The following is a 16,257-nucleotide window of genomic DNA, read 5'->3' as shown; positions in this document are numbered from 1 at the left end:
TTGAATAACAAGAGCAGAGCATGAGTACAATTTCGTCACCTATCTTCTGGCGGGATGCGCGTATGCCCTATGTGGAGCTGCGCAAGATTAGCGACGCGCGACAAGTTTGCTATGCGCCGCACAGCCATACTCATTGGTCGCTGGGGGCCGTTACCGCAGGTCAAAGCACGTTTTGTTATCGTGATGCGACGCATCAGATTAGCGCGGGTGACATCGTGATGATGAACCCCCACTGGGTGCATGCCTGCAACCCCATCGCAAACCAGCCCTGGGCGTATTTGATGCTCTACGTCGATACCGAGTGGCTGAGTGAGCTGCGCTATCAATTGGGCCTACTCAATGCCCCTGACTGGCAAGATATCGCTACCGCGGTCATTACCCAGCCAGCGCTTTATGCCGGGTACTGCGATATGGCCGCTTGTTTGCTCGATGAACACCGCGAGATTAGCGATAAGCAAACGGCGTTAGTCGAGTACTTGTCTTCCATGCTGCAAGTGCTTGCTCAAGAATCCCCCGCGGCATTGCCCCCAGCGCCCGGTGCGCTAGAACAGGTCGCGGCCTATTTGCGTGCCAACTGTAGCGCTGATATATCGCTAGAACGCCTATGCCAGCAGTCCGGCTATAGCGCTGGGCATTTGATTCGCGCCTTCAAACAGCACTTTGGACTAACGCCCCATGCTTACCTGATTAATCAGCGAATTCAGATGGGGCAGAAAGCGTTAAAACAAGGGCAACCTATTGTTGAGGCGGCTTTGAACGCGGGCTTTAATGACCAGCCGCACTTTCAAAGAACATTCAAACGGCTGGTAGCCGCGACACCCAACCAGTATCGTTATCCGCTACTCAATCAGTAAGACAATAGCGCTAGCTGCCAAGCAGATAGCGAGTGCGCGGTTAATCGTTAGTAAGATGATAGGACGATGAACATAGCGTTTGAGAAAAGCGCCTGCCACCACCCAAGTGGAGAGCGATAGCCAGCAAATAGGTAGATAGAGGGCGGCGAATAGCCATAGCAGGTAAGGCTCATTACCGCTGGTGTAAGCCCCAATGCCAGCGGCAGACGCCAGCCATGCTTTGGGGTTAAGCCACTGCATCATAGCGCCTGTCCAAAATCCCGGTGCGTTATCGGCACCTCGTTCCTGCACCCGACCGTCGTGCTGAAACAGTTGATAGCTAAGGTAGAGTAAAAAAACAATGCCTGCCCAGCGTAAAAACGCTTCCAACAGCGGCGCTACCCTCAGCAGTGAGTAAAGCCCAACGCCGATGGCTAAAAACAGTGCAACAAACCCCAGCGTGGCGCCGGTGACAAAAATAAGCCCTCTAGCGATGGGGTAATGCGTGCCGCTACTCAAGCAAACGATGTTGACCGGCCCCGGCGAAATGGACGCGGCCAGAGCAAATGCAGACATGGGCAGAAGTGTTGGTAGCAGTAGGGTAGCGCTCATTGTCATCCTCCTTGGTAGTGCAAGAAGTTTGCAATGAAGACCGCAGGTGGTATTGAACAAAATTGATGTGGCAACTTAAGCGACGGCCTTTCAATCTTCGCTTTTAATGCCCAAACACCGACCAGCCGGTGCGCTGCACAAACATTTCAAGCGCCTGGGTGCCCAGTAAACTATTGCCGTAGGCGTCCAACCCCGGCGACCAAACGGCAATAGCGCCATGGCCTGGCGCAATCGCCAGAATACCACCACCCACACCGCTTTTGCCGGGCAGTCCGACCCGGAAGGCGAACTCCCCCGAGGCATCGTAGTGCCCGCACATCATCATTAATGAGTTGATCCGGCGGGCTCGCTGGGGCGCTACCACACGAATCCCGCTGGGTTTGTTGATACCATCGGAAGCCAAAAACAGTCCTGCATGGGCAAGTTGCTCGCAGCTCATGGCAATGGCGCACTGGTGGAAGTAGGTGCCCAGCACTTTATCGACATCGTGGCGTAGATGCCCAAAGGCTTTCATAAAGTGTGCCAGTGAAGCGTTGCGGTCGCGGTGGGCCATCTCTGAGGCAGCCACCGCGTGGTCGAAGTAAATGCTGTCATCATCGGCGATATAGCGCACAAAGCTAAGAATCTCGCCCAGTGTCTCTTTGGGCTCATGGCCCATCATGATCGCATCGACCACCGCAATGGCCCCGGCATTAATGAACGGGTTACGCGGCTTGCCGCTTTCATGCTCTAACTGAACGATAGAGTTGAACGGATCACCCGAGGGTTCGCGGCCCACTTTCGACCACAGCGAATCACCCACTTGCCCCAGCGCAATGGTCAGGGTAAATACTTTGGAGATACTCTGGATGGAGAAGGGGGTGGTGGCACAGCCTGCCGAGTACACTTTGCCATCCACGGTGGCCAGCGAAATGGCAAACTGCTGCGGGTCAACGTGTCCAAGCTCGGGGATATAGTCGGCGACCTTGCCACGCTGTTCAGCATTCGCCATGGCTGTTGCAATGTCATTGATCAAGTCTTGCATGGGCGTATCGTGTACCGTCAGTGGAGGCGGGGCATTACCCTAGCGGAAAAGTCGGGAACTGTCTGCTATGCCATTAGCAAGATTCGGGTCGGCAACTCGCTTGTGAGCACTTAGGCTGATGGTTAAATAAGTACCAAGGCACAGAGACTACACAATGAACGACTATGCGCGTATCGAAAAGCCATGGCTTATATGGTGGCCCACGCAGCGGAGCAACCCAACCTGGAAACGGTGGCCGCGCAGGTGCATTTAAGTCCCTTTCATTTCCAGCGGCTTTTTTGTCGTTACGCAGGTATCAGCCCCAAACGCTTTTTGCAGGCGCTGACGTTAGAGCGCAGTAAGCAACTGATTCGGGCATCGACCTCACTGCTGGATATTGCCCATACGCTGGGGCTGAGCGGCGGTTCGCGGCTTTACGATCACTTTGTGCAGCTAGAGGCTTTCACGCCGGGGGAGTATAAGCGCCAGGGTGAAGGCGTGGAGATCGCCTATGGGGTTCATAAAACGCCTCTAGGTAGCATGTTTGTGGCGGTAACCCCCCGGGGTATCTGCCGTATGGGTTTTGTCGATGCGACGAATTCTGAGGAGTTACTGGCACGGCTTGGCAAAGAGTGGCCACTTTCCACGCTTCATCACGACCCTGACGCCACGCGCTTTGCTGTGGAGGCGCTGTTCAACAGGGCAGACGATGCTTCTGCCACTTTGTCGCTGCATGTGACTGGTACCAACTTCCAAATCGCTGTATGGCGGGCGCTGCTGACCATTCCCGAAGGTCAGCTGGCCAGCTATTCGCACATTGCCCAGGCACTGGGCACCCCCAAGTCGTCGCGGGCGGTGGGCAATGCCGTGGGTGCCAACCCCATCGCGCTATGGATCCCCTGCCACCGAGTGATTCAACAAAGTGGCGCACTTGGTGGCTACCGCTGGGGGATAGAGAAAAAGCAGATAGTGCAAGCCTGGGAGCTGGCAAAGGTTGATAACGAATTGCTCTCTCCCATGGCCGCGTCTTAATCAATTAGCCCATTGGCATCATAAAACGGGAACGGGCCGGAGTAGGGGTCGATAAACCCTTGGTGAGTCACCATGCCATTAGCCGCCGACCACTGGTGTAGCAGGTAACCGGGTGGCTCTAGCTGAAAGTGGGCGGGGCCGTCTGGAGTGAGATCCAGGCTGACCTGGTGGGAAACCCCGGGGCAGCTTATCACCAGAGTGTTGGCAAAGCGCGCCTGAATCGAGCGGTGCAGATGCCCGCAGAGCACCCGCTCGATCTGGGGGTGCTTGCCAATGACGTCGGCGAGCGCCTCTGGTCGCTTCAGCGGCTGGCGATCCATATGGTCGATACCACTCACGAACGGGTGGTGATGCACCATGACCAGCGTCGGTTTATCGGGCTGCTCCGTCAGCGTTGTATCCAACCACTCCAGGCTCTCATCGCTTAGCTTCCCATGAGGTTTGTCCGGCACCGATGAGTCGAGACCTATGAGGCGTACCGGGTAGTCATCCACGACCCACTGCAGGTAGTCGCGGTGCTGAAACAGGTAGCGATGCTCCGGGAATGCATGACGCAGATGTTGGCGGTCGTCGTGATTGCCAGGGATCAAGTACACCGGAAGCGTCAGGTCGGCCAGGAGTTGCTTAAAGGTGGCGTACTCGTCGGGGTGGCCAAAATCAACCAAGTCACCGCTAATCAGCACCAGGTCGGGCCGCGGTGCTAGCTGGTTGAGCTTGCTGATCGCTTTGCGTAAAGCACTAGCGGTATCCACTTGGCGGTAGGAGAGCTTGCCGCCCGCCTTGATATGCGGATCGCTAATCTGGGCGATAAGGCATTGCTGGGCATGAGGATCTTTCTGAATATTCAAACCTTGATCAGCCATTGGCCATCTCCTTGGCATTAACAGGGGCAGTGGGCTTATCTGGATGAAAAAGCACGTTAGAAGGGAGGGACAAACCAATGGCGGTACCGTTTGGCAGCGCTGGCGAGAGGGTGCCTCAATCTGGAGTGGCGAAGCGCCGCCCGTATCCACCATCAGGCGTTGGCTCTGACCCAGGAAAATGCTTTGCACTACCGTGCCTGTTACATCGGCTTGGTCAAGTGGCACTACCTGAATATCTTCTGGTCGGCAGTAGACCGTGGGTACGCCCTGCAAGTGAGAGGCAGAGAGCTCACCGCCATGTACCAACAATCTTCCCTCTTTTTGGCTGCCGATAATGTCCAGGCAGTTAACCGCGCCAATAAAATCGGCCACAAAGGCATTGGCGGGCTGGTGATAAATCTCTTGAGGCGTGCCTAACTGGGCAATGCGCCCGGCTTGCATCACCGCGATGCGGTCACCCAGGGCCATGGCCTCGTCCTGGTCGTGGGTGACGTAGACCGCCGTGGTGCCTAGCTCCCGTAGAAGCTGGCCAATCTCGATGCGTAAGCGGTCGCGCAGTTTCGCGTCTAGAGCTGCCAACGGCTCATCAAACAGCAGTACCTTGGGGCGAACAGCAATCGCCCGGGCAAGCGCCACGCGCTGTTTTTGGCCGCCGGAGAGAGCGTCGATTCTCCGCTCACCAAAGCCCTGCAAGTCGACCATATGCATCACTTCGTCAAGCCTTTGGGAAATCTCAGCTCGTGGCAAACGCTGTATTTTTAGCCCGTAGGCAATGTTGTCAGCAACGCTCATATTGGGAAATAGCGCGTAGTTTTGAAACACCATGCCCACGTCGCGCTTCTCAATCGGCAGAGCGGTGACATCACGCTCGCCAAACAGCACCTGCCCGCCTTTGTCGGGGCTTTCCAGACCGCTAATAATGCGCAGGGTGGTGGTTTTACCGCAGCCGGAAGGGCCCAGCAGTACAAGGGTTTCGCCCGCGTTAACCTGTAAATCAAGCGGCTGTAGCGCGGTAGTGCCATCCGCAAAGGTGCGGCTGCACTGGTTTAGGGTAATGCTGACAGATGAACTCATAATGGATTCTCAACTAAAACAGTCAGGTGTCTTTCAGTAGGCGTTTATCGACGTTGCCCGGTGAGGTGGCCTGCCCACTGAATCGCCACCAGCAAGGGCACCACCATCGCCAGAAATATCAGCGTGTATGCCGAGCCCACTTCAAGGCGCATCGAGGCGTAGCTGTCGGCTAAGCCGACGGGCAGCGTTTTGGTCAATGGGGTATGCAGCATCCAGGTGATGTTGAATTCGCCGATGGATAAGGTAACCACCATCAGCGCGCCCGCTAGAATGCCGCTCATGCAGTTGGGAACGACTACGCCGAAAAAGCGCTGGTGGAAGCTGGCGCCCAGGCTGGCGGCGGCCTCTTCTAGCTGGGGAAGCTTGGCGGTTTGCATCACGGAGAGTACCGCGCGCACCATAAAGGGCAGCGTAAACAGCACGTGTCCGACAAGAATAAATAGCCAACTGCCGCGAAATTCACGGTAGCTACCGTAGGCGAGCAGTAGGGCAAGGGCGGTGGCCAGCCCAGGCACGGCAACCGGCAGCAGCAGGAGTTCTTCAATGGCGTTGGCCCAGCGGCGACGGCTGCGCAGCAGGCCATAGGCGGCGGGTACGCCAATCAGGGTCGTGATCAATAAACAGGCGAGCGCTAGTTTAATGGAGAGCCAAATGGTATCGGCGTAGAGCTGCCACACCTCATCCACCCAGCGCAGGGTCAGACCGCTTTCAAGACCCACAAAGTAGTTCTCTGTGAGCCCCGCCATCACCGACATGGCGACGGGCACTATCATAAATAAGCACACCAGCAGGGTGAAGCTGAGTTGCAGAACAAAGCGTAGGCGCGATTTCATACCGAAGCTCCCAGGTTGCCGCCTGCCAGCCTGCGGGCAAGGCTTAACGCCATCCAGGTGATCACACCCAGCACCACCGAAAGCGCAGCCGCCATGGCGAAGTTAGCGTAGTTGGTGAATTCGCCGTAGATATTGAGTGGCAGGATGCTTAGCCGCGTGCCCAGGGTAAACGCCGTTCCAAAGGCGCCCATGCTGGTCGCAAAGCAGATGGCACCGGTTGAGAGCAGCGCGGGTGCAATGCCGGGCACGATAACGTCCTTGGTGACCTGCCAAGTGTTAGCGCCTAACGAGCGAGCGGCCTCTTCAAGGCTTCTATCCAGGTTGTCGCAGGCAGCCATCACCGTGGTGATCACACGAGGAATGGAGAAGTAGAGGTAGCCAATAAAGAGTCCGGCCAGTGAATAGGCGAACATCCAGCGCTCGCCAAATAGCCACAGGCTGGTTTGCGCAAGGGCACCCTGGCGGCCGCCCAGCATAATGACCAGAAAGCCCACCACGACGCCTGGAAAAGCCAGCGGAAAGGTGAGGATGGCTACCAGCACCGCTTTTCCGAAAAAGCGCTGGCGGGCGAGAAAAAAGCCAGCAACACCGGCAATGGCCACCGCTACCAGTGACACTACCAGCGAGAGACCAACGGTGGTTGCTAGACTGATTAAGTACTGCCGATGGGTGAGAATGGTTAAATACGCGCTAATGCCGCTGCTTCGGTCAGCTTCTGCGCCCATCAATATTAGCCGTGAAAAAGGCAGTAACCAAAAGGCGCAGAAAATCACCAGGGCAGGCAGTAAGGTAAACATTACGATAAAGCGTTTACGCCGAGCTGGGCCTACCATCGTCACTGGTCGACGTAGATAAGAAGCAGCCCCGGAGGGCTGCTTGGATGCCGCTGTCATGATTAACGAACCTCCGACAGATACCGCTCAGAGAAGCTACGCTGGGCAGCCGCCATGGCGTTGTAGTCGACGGCTTCGGCGCGGGCATACTCGCTATCGGGCAGAAAGACTTCGCGCGCTTCAGGGGAAATGGCGCTGGCGCGCACGGGGCGCAGGTAAGCATCTGCCCATACCGCCTGGCCTTGATCAGAGAGCACGAAATCAAGCACTTGCTGACCGTTTTCGGGGTTAGGGCCATCTTTTACCAGGCTCATCACATAAGGCACTACTACGCTGCCCTCTGCGGGAATCACAAACTCTACATTGGCACCATCGCTATGGCGTGCGCGGTAAGCGTTGAAGTCGTAATCGAGGAGAATCGGGATCTCACCAGAAAGTACTCGAGCGTAGCTGGTTTGCTTGGGCACAATCGGGTCGTTTTCGGCGAGCTGGTTGAAGTAGTCGATCGCCGGGGTGAAGTCATTAAGATCGCCACCCATGGCTAGGTTGACCGCCACAGCACCAACGTAACCGACAAAGGCGCTGGCGGGGTCAAGGTAGCCCACCATGCCGCGATACTCGGGCTTGAGCAGATCTTCCCAGGAAGTGGGCACCGGCGCGCCATCCAGGGCATCGACGTTAACCATAAAACCGAGCGTGCCGGAGTGAATGGCAAACCAGTTGCCTTCGGGATCTTTCAAGCCTTCGGGGATCTCCTCCCAGTGGGCAGGCTGGTAGGGCGTTACCACACCCTCTTCCATGGCCTGAATGCCGAAGGTCACCCCGTAGTAGACGACATCCGCCACCGGGCTATCCGCTTCGGCGACCAGTTGGGCTAATGACTGGCCGGAGTTTTTGTTGTCTTGGGGCACTCGAATGCCAGTCTCCTGCTCAATCAAACGCAGCTGAGTGCCCCAGTCAGCCCACTCTGGTGGGCAGTTGTAGCAGATCGCGTTGTCGCTTGATTGCGCCAAAACACTTCCCGATGTGCTGATGACTGCCGTGGCCAATACTGCTTGGTAAAGACGCTTAAGGTTCATGCTGTGCTCCTCTCTAACGTACCGAACGTGGACTAGCGGGATGCCGGGGATCCGGCACTTTCGCCCTTACGCAGTGCGTGGGGCAGGGGGGCGGGCGCGCAGCGCTCTCCCCGAATCATGGCTAACAGGGTGTGCACGGCACTGCGCCCGATCTCGGCGCGAGGCTGCTCAATGGTGCATAGAGATGGGTAGAGGTGTTTGCCCAGGGCGATCCCATCGAAGCCCATGACGGAAAGGTCATCAGGCACCCTAAATCCGGCGCGCTGAAGTGCGCCCATCAGGCTGATGGCGAGCAGGTCGTTGGTGCAGATCACTCCCGTGAGAGCATCAGCGCCTTGTAACGCCGACATGAGGCGGGTCAGATCGGCTTGGGTATGGTGGGCCATCTCTATCAGCGAGCGCGGTATCAGCCCCGCTTCGTCCATCGCCTGGCAGTAGCCTTCAAAGCGTTGTTGTGCGCGGTCTGACTGCAGCAGCGGGCCAGCGACCATGCCGATTCGCTTATGGCCCAGGGTGATTAAGTGGCGGGTGGCATCAGCGCTGGCGGCACGGTTATCGACACCCACCGAGGGGAAGCCACTGCTGCCAGGCGGATTGTAGACCAGCAAGCAGGGGGTGCTTTCCAAGCGCAGTTTTTCCAGCACAGCGCTGTTATCTGCCTCTGCGACAGTAAGCACCAAGCCGTCGACGCGCTGGCGCAGCATCTCCTCGACAATGTCACCCTCGCGGCTGGGTGAGTATTTGCTGGTGGTAACGATCAGTGAGTATCCAGCCTCGCGAGCGGCCACTTCCATGGCTTGTAGCTGCTCGGCAAATACCGGGTTGTCGAGGCTGGGTACCATCACGCCAATCATTTGCGTCGCTTGAGAGCGAAGCTGTTGGGCGATTTTATTAGGCCTAAACGCCAACTGCCGGGCTGCGTTAAAGACGCGTTCTCGGGTAGCGGGGCGTACCAAGTCGGGGCTTGAAAAAGCCCGTGCCGCTGTTGCCCGAGAGACGCCAGCAAGTTTGGCCACGCTGAGTAAATCTGCCATGCGGATACCTGTTATCAGTGCAATGAGATCGATCTCATTTGTTAGGTATCAGCCTAGAGAGGGTATGTGACGGCTAAATGGCGGGAATATGTATTTTTAGCGTGATTATGATGACAAGGCGGTTAACACTTGGTTGAGCCCAAAAATATGAAGCCTGTTTGGCGGGAGCACATTGCGCCGATTTCCAGGGGCCGCTACAGTCTCGCTCTTGTTTACCTGGACGAGACCTCCTTATGGCCACACTGATGATTCAGGGCACCACCTCGGATGCGGGCAAAAGCACCGTGGTGGCCGCACTCTGCCGTGCGTTGGCCAGGCGTGGCATATCGGTGGCGCCATTCAAGCCTCAAAACATGGCGCTCAATAGCGCCGTTACCGAAGATGGTGGCGAAATTGGCCGCTCCACCGCGCTGCAGGCCCAGGCCGCTGGCGTTAAGCCACATAGCGATATGAACCCGGTGTTGCTCAAGCCGGAAACCGACCGCGGCGCCCAGGTGATCTTGTGTGGCAAGGTGCATGGCCATATGGACGCCATGGATTACCACGCTTTCAAGCGCACCGCTAAAGAGAGCGTAATGGCCGCGTGGCAGGCGTTAGAAAGCCGCTTTGATGTGATTATCGCCGAAGGTGCGGGCAGCCCGGCTGAAATCAATTTGCGTAAAGGCGATATCGCCAATATGGGATTTGCCGAAGCGGTAGATTGCCCGGTATTACTGGTGGGTGATATTGACCGCGGTGGTGTATTTGCCCAACTGGTAGGTACGCTGGCGCTGTTGAGCGAGAGCGAACAGGCGCGCACCAAGGGTTTTATTATCAACCGCTTTCGGGGTGATATTGCACTGCTCGATCCTGGGCTCGAATGGTTGGAGGAGCGCACTGGAAAACCCGTGTTTGGAACATTGCCTTATCTGCAGGGGCTGGTACTCGATGCAGAAGACAGTATTGGCTTAACCCAAGGCGAAAAAGCCAGCCAGACGCTTAAGGTGATCGTTCCCGCGCTACCGCGCATCAGTAATCACACTGACTTTGACCCCCTGCGGTTACATCCCCAGGTCTCGTTGTCTTTTATCCGGGCCGACCAGCCAATTCCTGCCGCCGATGTGATTATGTTGCCCGGCAGTAAAAGTACCGCTAGTGACCTTGAATGGCTGAAACGTCAGGGCTGGGATAGGGCAATTCAGCGCCATCTCCGCTATGGCGGCAAGGTGCTGGGTATTTGCGGTGGCTTTCAAATGCTGGGTGAATGGGTGGATGATCCTGAGGGCCTGGAGGGAAAGCCTGGAAAAGTGGCAGGATTGGGACTGCTGCCCCTCACCACGCGCATGGTGGCGGGTAAACAGCTGCGCAACGTGAAAGGCTTAACCGTAGCCGAAGGTGCAATCGTTACTGGCTATGAGATCCATAACGGCGTCAGCACTGGCTCAGCACTGAGTGCGCCGCTATTTGATATAGAGGGTCGACCAGAGGGCGCTATCAGTGAAGATGGCCAAATTATCGGCACCTATCTGCACGGCTTATTTGACCACCCAGAGGCGTGCCGAGCGCTGCTTACGCAATTGGGATTAAAGAGCGCCGAGCATATTGATTATCAAGCCCACCGTGAGCGTGAGCTCGATCGTTTAGCCGATATGCTGGAAGCCCATATCGATATCGAGGCGGTTATGGCGCTGATTGATGCTGGCGTGATGAAAGCCGTTAAATAGATTCTTTGACCCAGTGCTCCAGCAGTAAATCAATAAATAGCTGTGCGGTACTTGAGAGACTGTGGGTATTGCTGCGCACAAGACCAATGGAACGCTGAATGCGCGGCTCAGGCAGATCTCTTGAGCACAGTGTGTCGTGATCTGGCCCAGGCATGGTCATGCGCGGCAAAATAGCTACCCCTAAGCCTGACTCCACTAAACCCAAAGAGGTTGATAAGTGCTGAACCTCATAAAAGCTGTTTAAGTGGATACCCTCAGCAGAAAGTGCATTGTCTAACAAAGTGCGGTTTCCACTATCGCGGCTCACGGTGATGAGTCGCACATCTTCTAGATCGCTCCACTCAATCTGCTTTTTGCTGGCGAGCGGATGATCCGAGCGTAGTGCCAATACAAAGGGGTCTCGCAGCAGTGGGGTAAAGCGCACCTCCGAGCTTTGCGCGCTGATCATGTTGATACCGAAGTCTGCCTCGCCATTGATCACTTTTTCCAGCCCTTCGTTAGCGCTGACATCCAGAATTCGGATGCGAATGCCCGGCCAAGCCTCGCTAAACACGCGAATGACACTAGGCAAAAAGTAGAAGGCCGCCGTCGGCAAGCAAGCAATGGTCACGGTTCCTTTTTGGTGCGTGACCAGCTCCCGAATTCCCAAAATAGACGACTCGTACTCCTCAAGCATGCGCCTGGCCCGGGGCAAAAAATCTGCCCCAATAGGCGTCAGTCGAGTACGCCTGGTGGTTCTCTCAAGTAATTCAACTTCAAGAAGTTCTTCGAGTTTTTGTATGCGCCGAGTGAGGGCTGGCTGCGACAAATGCAGGCGCTGTGCCGCTTCATGAAAGGTGCCTAATTCAGCGACTAAGATAAACGCATGAAGGTCAAGAAATTCGAGTCTATGCAGCATGGGATTGTTGCGCAAAAAGGTGGATTAATAACCAAAACACATTAATGCAAAAAACGGATTTATAGCAATCTATATTTGCATTTGAGACATTAAATATTGGCTGACATTCTCCGTGCATACAGTCATCGCGGACTATGGCGGAACGATATGAACAGCATTCCTTGTGTCATTATGCGGGGCGGCACCTCTCGAGGCCCCTTTATTCGCATGAAAGACCTACCCAGTGACCAGGCCCAGCAGGCCGATATCCTGCTTAGCTTGATGGGCTCTGGGCATGCGCTACAGATTGATGGTATCGGGGGCGGCGACCCGCTTACCAGTAAAGTGGCTATTGTCGAGCGTTCATCACACCCTGGCGCCGATGTTGACTATCTATTTGCTCAAGTGGATGTAGTGAATAAGCGTGTCGACTTTAACCCTAACTGCGGCAACATGCTCTCTGCCGTCGGGCCATATGCCATAGAGACGGGGCTGGTAGAACCGCGAGACGGTACCACTGTGGTGAAGGTGCATAACTTAAACACCCAGCGGTTGATCGAATGCCATGTCCCTACACCGGGCAAGCAGGTGCAGTACGAAGGCAGTGTCACCATTAGCGGAGTTCCGGGCAGTGCTGCGGGCATCCAGCTTAGCTTTTTAGACATCATGGGCAGTAAAACAGGTCAGCTGTTACCTACGGGAAACGCATGCGATGAGATAGCAGGGATTGAGGTGAGCTGTATCGATGCGGCTACCCCAATTATGCTGCTGCGCGCTGAGTCGGTCGGATTAACCGGCCATGAATCGCCTGCTGAGCTGGATAATAACGCGACCTTGTTAACCCGCTTAGAAACCCTGCGTCGGGAAGCGGGGCGGCGGATGGGAATGGGCGATGTTAGTCAGAGCGTGCTGCCCAAGGTGGTGCTGATTTCAGCGGCTGAAGCGGCATCGCACACGCTGAATGTTCGCTATTTTGTGCCTCATCGTTGCCATAAATCGATCGCCGTGACAGGGGCGATGGCGGTGGCGGCGGCGATTAACGTGCCCGGCTCAGTGGCCAATCAAATGGCCACGTGCACTCAGAAGCTTTCCGCTGGGCAACTGCTATCACAGATTGTGTTAGAGCATCCTTCTGGTTCTATTGAGCTAACGGCCGAGTATCGCCAACAGAATGCGTTTGACCTGGCGCGTGTATCCCTTATAAGAACGGCTCGCAAAATTATGAGCGGGCAAATTTTCTACGCGAGCCCTTCGAAAGAAGCGGGTCATCACGCCATCGAAACTGTTGATTGAATCACGCTACCACTATTACCAACCGACAATAATCAATAACAGGAGTATCGCCATGACCACCATGAAGCACACATCGCTTAACACGTTTAAAAAAGCGCTAATTGTCGTTGCTTGTTCCACGCTGGGCGCTATCAGTGTGAATGCCCAAGCTAACGATGTGAACGTGCCCGATACTATCCATTGGACCATTCCGTTTGGTGTAGGCGGCGGAACCGATGTATGGGCACGCTTCTTCTCTACCTGGATGAGTGACCATATTAAAGGTAACCCTACGCTAGTTATCGATAACGTGCCCGGCGGTGGCTCTATTAATGGCAGTAATCTGTTCGCTATGCGGGCTGCCGCGGATGGCAGCCAATGGATAGGTACCTCTGCTTCCACCCAATACCCCGCCATGCTGCAAGACCGGCGTGTACGTTATAGCTACAACGATTGGACACCGATTTTAGCGACCCCCACAGGCGGCGTGGTGTATGCCCAACCTAGTCTGGGTGATAGCGCCGAGGAGGTGCTGAACGCGGTGACCAACCAGCGCGTTAAATTTGCCGTGCAAAGCCATACGGGGCTAGAGCTGCCGGTATTGATTGCGCTTGATTTACTGGGTGCTGATGTACAGGCCGTTTCGGGCATGCGCAGCCGTGGAGAAGGGCGGTTAGCCTTTGAGCGCGGCGAGGCGGATATCGACTTTCAAACTACTTCTGCCTATTTCAGCAGCGTAGAACCTCTGGTAGAGAGCGGCCGAGCGGTGCCGCTGTTTTCGCTAGGTGTGCTTAACGACAGCGGTGAGATCGTTCGTGATCCTGCCTTCTCTGACTTGCCGACCTTCAATGAAGTGTACGAAACCTTGCATGGTGAAGCGCCTAGCGGCCCTGCCGCTGAGGCGTATCGCAAGTTCTTTGCCTCCGGGTTCACACTTCAAAAGTTGATCCTGCTACCCAGTGACGCGCCAGATGAACTCATTCAAGAGTATCGCGAAGCGGCACAGCGTTTTGTGGATACAGAAGCGTTTAAAGACGAGGCGGAGGCCCAGCTTGGCCCCTACACGCCGGTGGTGGGTGAGGTCGTCGAGCAGCATCTACAGGAGGCCATGTCACTTGATGATGCCACGCGACAGTGGTTGGTCGAGTGGCTGCTAGAGCAGCACGGTGCCCGTATTTAACACGCCAGTTAACACAAAAAAGCACTGCTTAAGCGGTGCTTTTGGGCTCCCTTACACTAAACAACATAAGAGCCATGACAATGATAGATGTCTTATTTTCCAGTTTGGGGCAGTTGTTTACTGTTCCCCATATGCTGTACATGGTTATCGGTGTCCTGATTGGGCTGATTGTGGGCATCATCCCTGGGCTTGGCGGCATTGCCGGTATGTCGCTTCTGCTGCCTTTCCTCTATGGTATGGAGCCATCCGTCGCCCTGGGTATGCTGATGGGGTTAGTGGCGGTGATCCCCACTGGCGATACGTTTGCCTCTGTACTGCTTGGGATCCCAGGCTCTAGTGCTTCCCAGGCCACCGTGGTGGATGGCTTTGCGTTGGCTAAGAAAGGGCAGGCTGCACGAGCGCTCTCTAGCGCGTTTCTGTCGTCAATGATGGGCGGCCTGATCGGTGCGGTGGTACTCACGGCCTTTATTCTCATCGCCCGGCCTGTTGTGCTGTCATTTTCTTCGTCAGAGCTATTTATGTTGACGCTGCTGGGGCTGTCCATGGTGGCGGTGCTTTCTGGTAAGGATGTTTTTAAAGGCATTGCCGCCTGCGGCGTTGGCTTACTGGTCGGCACCATTGGCATGGCGCCAGCTACCGGCGAGTTCCGGCTGCCGTTTGAAATTGACTACCTCTATGACGGATTGCCGTTAGTGGTGGTGGGGTTAGGTATTTTCGCACTGCCTGAAATCATTGATCTATTGGTGAAGCGCGGCGCGATTGCCGAACAGCCTTGCCAATTGGGAAAAGGTTGGAAAGAGGGCGTAAAGGATGTTGCCAGGCGGCCTGGGTTGGTGGCCCGCTGTGCGGGTATAGGCAGCTTGATGGGTACGATTCCTGGCTTGGCGGGCTCGGTGGTGGATTGGCTCACCTACGGCCACGCGGTGCAGAGCGCCAAAGATAAATCCCAGTTTGGCAAAGGTGATATTCGCGGTGTGATTGCGCCGGAGTCCGCTAACAACGCCTGTGCCTGCGGGGCGATGGTGCCTACTTTACTGTTTGGTATTCCCGGTTCGGGGACGGCGGCGGTGTTTTTAGGTGGTTTGCTGCTGCTTGGCCTTCAGCCCGGTGTCAGTATGTTAGAGACGAACCTCGATCTGACGTACACCATTATTTGGTCGTTAGCGCTGGCGAATATTTTAGGCGCTGCTCTTTGTCTGGGATTAGCCAGGCCCGTGGCCAGCTTAACCCGGGTGCCATTCGTAATTTTAGCGCCGCTAATTACCATCTTGATCCTCTTCGCGGCCTATCAAGCGACGCGTTCACTGGGTGATCTATTTGCACTCGGTATTATTGGCGCGATTGGCGTACTGTTTAAGCAGGCAAACTGGTCTCGCCCCGCCTTTTTGATTGGCTTTGTGTTAGCGCCTGGTGCAGAAGCCTACTTCTATCAAGCCGCTCAGTTTCAAGGTGCAGAAGCCTTTATGCGGCCTGGGGTACTGATCATTGGTGCGCTGATTGCGGCATCACTGATTGTCCCCCCTTTATGCAGCTACCTGCAAAAGCGTCGCCCAACCGAGAACTCTGCTAAACATGCGCTTCAAGAAGAGGTGGCGCCGCTTTCGCTGGGTGTGATTGATGTGGCATTGCTGGGCAGCCTGTTAGCGGTGGCTGGATATATGTGGTGGGCGTTTGCTGACCTTTCCATGCTAGGGGGCATCATGCCGAGGCTGGCGATTGCTATTATCGTGGCGGCGTGCGTACTGGAAATTATCAGAACGGTCATCAAGCCGATGAAGTGGCAAATTCAGACATTAAGCCAACAGTTGCTCTGGGTAGCTGGTTTCTTCGCCTTGATCGCAAGCGTAATGGTGTTTGGCTTCCTATTTACTGCCGCACTATTTTGTCTTGGGTTCTTACTGGTGGTGGCGCGTATGAAGCCCGTGGCTGCCGTGGGGTTAGCGGCCAGTGTGACCCTCTTCTTAATGGGGATGGCGAACCTGTTAACGCTTACCTATCCCACAGGGGTGTTGGCTGGGTTATAAAATTG

13 protein-coding genes and 1 pseudogene are annotated in these 16,257 nt (G+C 55.6%); 6 read left to right on the top strand and 8 right to left on the bottom strand.

What is annotated here, in order from left to right:
• Window positions 1-20: 20 nt before the first annotated feature.
• Entirely contained in the window at window positions 21-854 is an 834-nt protein-coding gene (locus tag OM794_RS12725; protein WP_226249281.1) for an AraC family transcriptional regulator, read from the top strand.
• On the opposite strand, the gene OM794_RS12720 is transcribed toward OM794_RS12725, so the two are convergent.
• Both OM794_RS12720 and OM794_RS12715 read right to left on the bottom strand, forming a co-directional pair.
• Window positions 840-1,445 (bottom strand): LysE family translocator, encoded by a 606-nt coding sequence (locus tag OM794_RS12720; RefSeq protein WP_226249280.1) that lies wholly within the window; start codon window positions 1,443-1,445, stop codon window positions 840-842. The two genes, OM794_RS12725 and OM794_RS12720, sit on opposite strands and share 15 nt — an antisense overlap.
• 103 nt (window positions 1,446-1,548) lie before the next feature.
• Complete coding sequence (locus OM794_RS12715) at window positions 1,549-2,469, bottom strand: glutaminase (RefSeq protein ID WP_226249279.1); 921 nt, start codon at window positions 2,467-2,469, stop codon at window positions 1,549-1,551.
• Between the two features lie 154 nt (window positions 2,470-2,623).
• Between OM794_RS12715 and OM794_RS12710 the strand changes: the two are divergent.
• A pseudogene (locus OM794_RS12710) lies at window positions 2,624-3,480 on the top strand (bifunctional transcriptional activator/DNA repair enzyme AdaA).
• On the opposite strand, the gene OM794_RS12705 reads toward OM794_RS12710, so the two are convergent.
• The 5 genes from OM794_RS12705 to OM794_RS12685 are packed head-to-tail and all read right to left on the bottom strand — an operon-like array spanning window position 3,477 to window position 9,196.
• Window positions 3,477-5,417 (bottom strand): ATP-binding cassette domain-containing protein, encoded by a 1,941-nt coding sequence (locus tag OM794_RS12705; protein ID WP_265153776.1) that lies wholly within the window; start codon window positions 5,415-5,417, stop codon window positions 3,477-3,479. The pseudogene OM794_RS12710 and the gene OM794_RS12705 overlap by 4 nt on opposite strands.
• A gap of 44 nt (window positions 5,418-5,461) precedes the next feature.
• Window positions 5,462-6,250 (bottom strand): ABC transporter permease, encoded by a 789-nt coding sequence (locus tag OM794_RS12700; RefSeq protein ID WP_226249275.1) that lies wholly within the window; start codon window positions 6,248-6,250, stop codon window positions 5,462-5,464.
• Window positions 6,247-7,143 (bottom strand): ABC transporter permease, encoded by an 897-nt coding sequence (locus OM794_RS12695; RefSeq protein WP_226249274.1) that lies wholly within the window; start codon window positions 7,141-7,143, stop codon window positions 6,247-6,249. The genes OM794_RS12700 and OM794_RS12695 overlap by 4 nt, the downstream gene beginning before the upstream one ends.
• Before the next feature lie 2 nt (window positions 7,144-7,145).
• A complete protein-coding gene (locus tag OM794_RS12690) occupies window positions 7,146-8,162 on the bottom strand; it encodes an ABC transporter substrate-binding protein (protein ID WP_226249273.1) in 1,017 nt (338 codons plus the stop codon).
• Window positions 8,163-8,194: 32 nt separating this feature from the next.
• On the bottom strand, window positions 8,195-9,196 hold the full coding sequence (locus OM794_RS12685) for a substrate-binding domain-containing protein (protein WP_226249272.1): 1,002 nt from the start codon (window positions 9,194-9,196) through the stop codon (window positions 8,195-8,197).
• Between the two features lie 233 nt (window positions 9,197-9,429).
• Between OM794_RS12685 and OM794_RS12680 the strand changes: the two genes are divergently transcribed.
• The gene (locus OM794_RS12680; RefSeq protein ID WP_226249271.1) at window positions 9,430-10,899 is read left to right on the top strand and encodes a cobyric acid synthase; all 1,470 of its coding nucleotides are present in this window, start codon (window positions 9,430-9,432) and stop codon (window positions 10,897-10,899) included.
• On the opposite strand, the gene OM794_RS12675 is transcribed toward OM794_RS12680, so the two are convergent.
• On the bottom strand, window positions 10,892-11,797 hold the full coding sequence (locus OM794_RS12675) for a LysR family transcriptional regulator (protein WP_170938520.1): 906 nt from the start codon (window positions 11,795-11,797) through the stop codon (window positions 10,892-10,894). The genes OM794_RS12680 and OM794_RS12675 overlap by 8 nt on opposite strands.
• Window positions 11,798-11,944: 147 nt before the next feature.
• Here OM794_RS12675 and OM794_RS12670 point away from each other — a divergent pair, with 147 nt between their 5' ends.
• From OM794_RS12670 to OM794_RS12660, 3 genes are all read left to right on the top strand, one after another.
• Entirely contained in the window at window positions 11,945-13,069 is a 1,125-nt protein-coding gene (locus OM794_RS12670; RefSeq protein WP_226249270.1) for a 4-oxalomesaconate tautomerase, read from the top strand.
• 52 nt (window positions 13,070-13,121) lie between these two features.
• Window positions 13,122-14,228: a tricarboxylate transporter gene (locus tag OM794_RS12665; protein WP_226249269.1), complete on the top strand. Its 1,107-nt coding sequence runs from the start codon at window positions 13,122-13,124 to the stop codon at window positions 14,226-14,228.
• 80 nt (window positions 14,229-14,308) lie between these two features.
• Complete coding sequence (locus OM794_RS12660) at window positions 14,309-16,252, top strand: tripartite tricarboxylate transporter permease (protein WP_226249268.1); 1,944 nt, start codon at window positions 14,309-14,311, stop codon at window positions 16,250-16,252.
• Window positions 16,253-16,257 lie beyond the last annotated feature (5 nt).

It is taken from the genome of Halomonas sp. BDJS001 (genome assembly GCF_026104355.1).
Lineage (GTDB): Bacteria > Pseudomonadota > Gammaproteobacteria > Pseudomonadales > Halomonadaceae > Vreelandella.
This window is presented reverse-complemented; position numbering and strand designations above follow the sequence as displayed.

Coding starts and splice junctions, on each gene's coding strand:
- OM794_RS12665 (WP_226249269.1), top strand. CDS start 13,122: ATGACCACCATGAAGCACACATCGCTTAACACGTTTAAAAAAGCGCTA.
- OM794_RS12690 (WP_226249273.1), bottom strand. CDS start 8,162: ATGAACCTTAAGCGTCTTTACCAAGCAGTATTGGCCACGGCAGTCATC.
- OM794_RS12675 (WP_170938520.1), bottom strand. CDS start 11,797: ATGCTGCATAGACTCGAATTTCTTGACCTTCATGCGTTTATCTTAGTC.
- OM794_RS12660 (WP_226249268.1), top strand. CDS start 14,309: ATGATAGATGTCTTATTTTCCAGTTTGGGGCAGTTGTTTACTGTTCCC.
- OM794_RS12715 (WP_226249279.1), bottom strand. CDS start 2,469: ATGCAAGACTTGATCAATGACATTGCAACAGCCATGGCGAATGCTGAA.
- OM794_RS12720 (WP_226249280.1), bottom strand. CDS start 1,445: ATGAGCGCTACCCTACTGCTACCAACACTTCTGCCCATGTCTGCATTT.
- OM794_RS12680 (WP_226249271.1), top strand. CDS start 9,430: ATGGCCACACTGATGATTCAGGGCACCACCTCGGATGCGGGCAAAAGC.
- OM794_RS12695 (WP_226249274.1), bottom strand. CDS start 7,143: ATGACAGCGGCATCCAAGCAGCCCTCCGGGGCTGCTTCTTATCTACGT.
- OM794_RS12705 (WP_265153776.1), bottom strand. CDS start 5,417: ATGAGTTCATCTGTCAGCATTACCCTAAACCAGTGCAGCCGCACCTTT.
- OM794_RS12685 (WP_226249272.1), bottom strand. CDS start 9,196: ATGGCAGATTTACTCAGCGTGGCCAAACTTGCTGGCGTCTCTCGGGCA.
- OM794_RS12725 (WP_226249281.1), top strand. CDS start 21: ATGAGTACAATTTCGTCACCTATCTTCTGGCGGGATGCGCGTATGCCC.
- OM794_RS12700 (WP_226249275.1), bottom strand. CDS start 6,250: ATGAAATCGCGCCTACGCTTTGTTCTGCAACTCAGCTTCACCCTGCTG.
- OM794_RS12670 (WP_226249270.1), top strand. CDS start 11,945: ATGAACAGCATTCCTTGTGTCATTATGCGGGGCGGCACCTCTCGAGGC.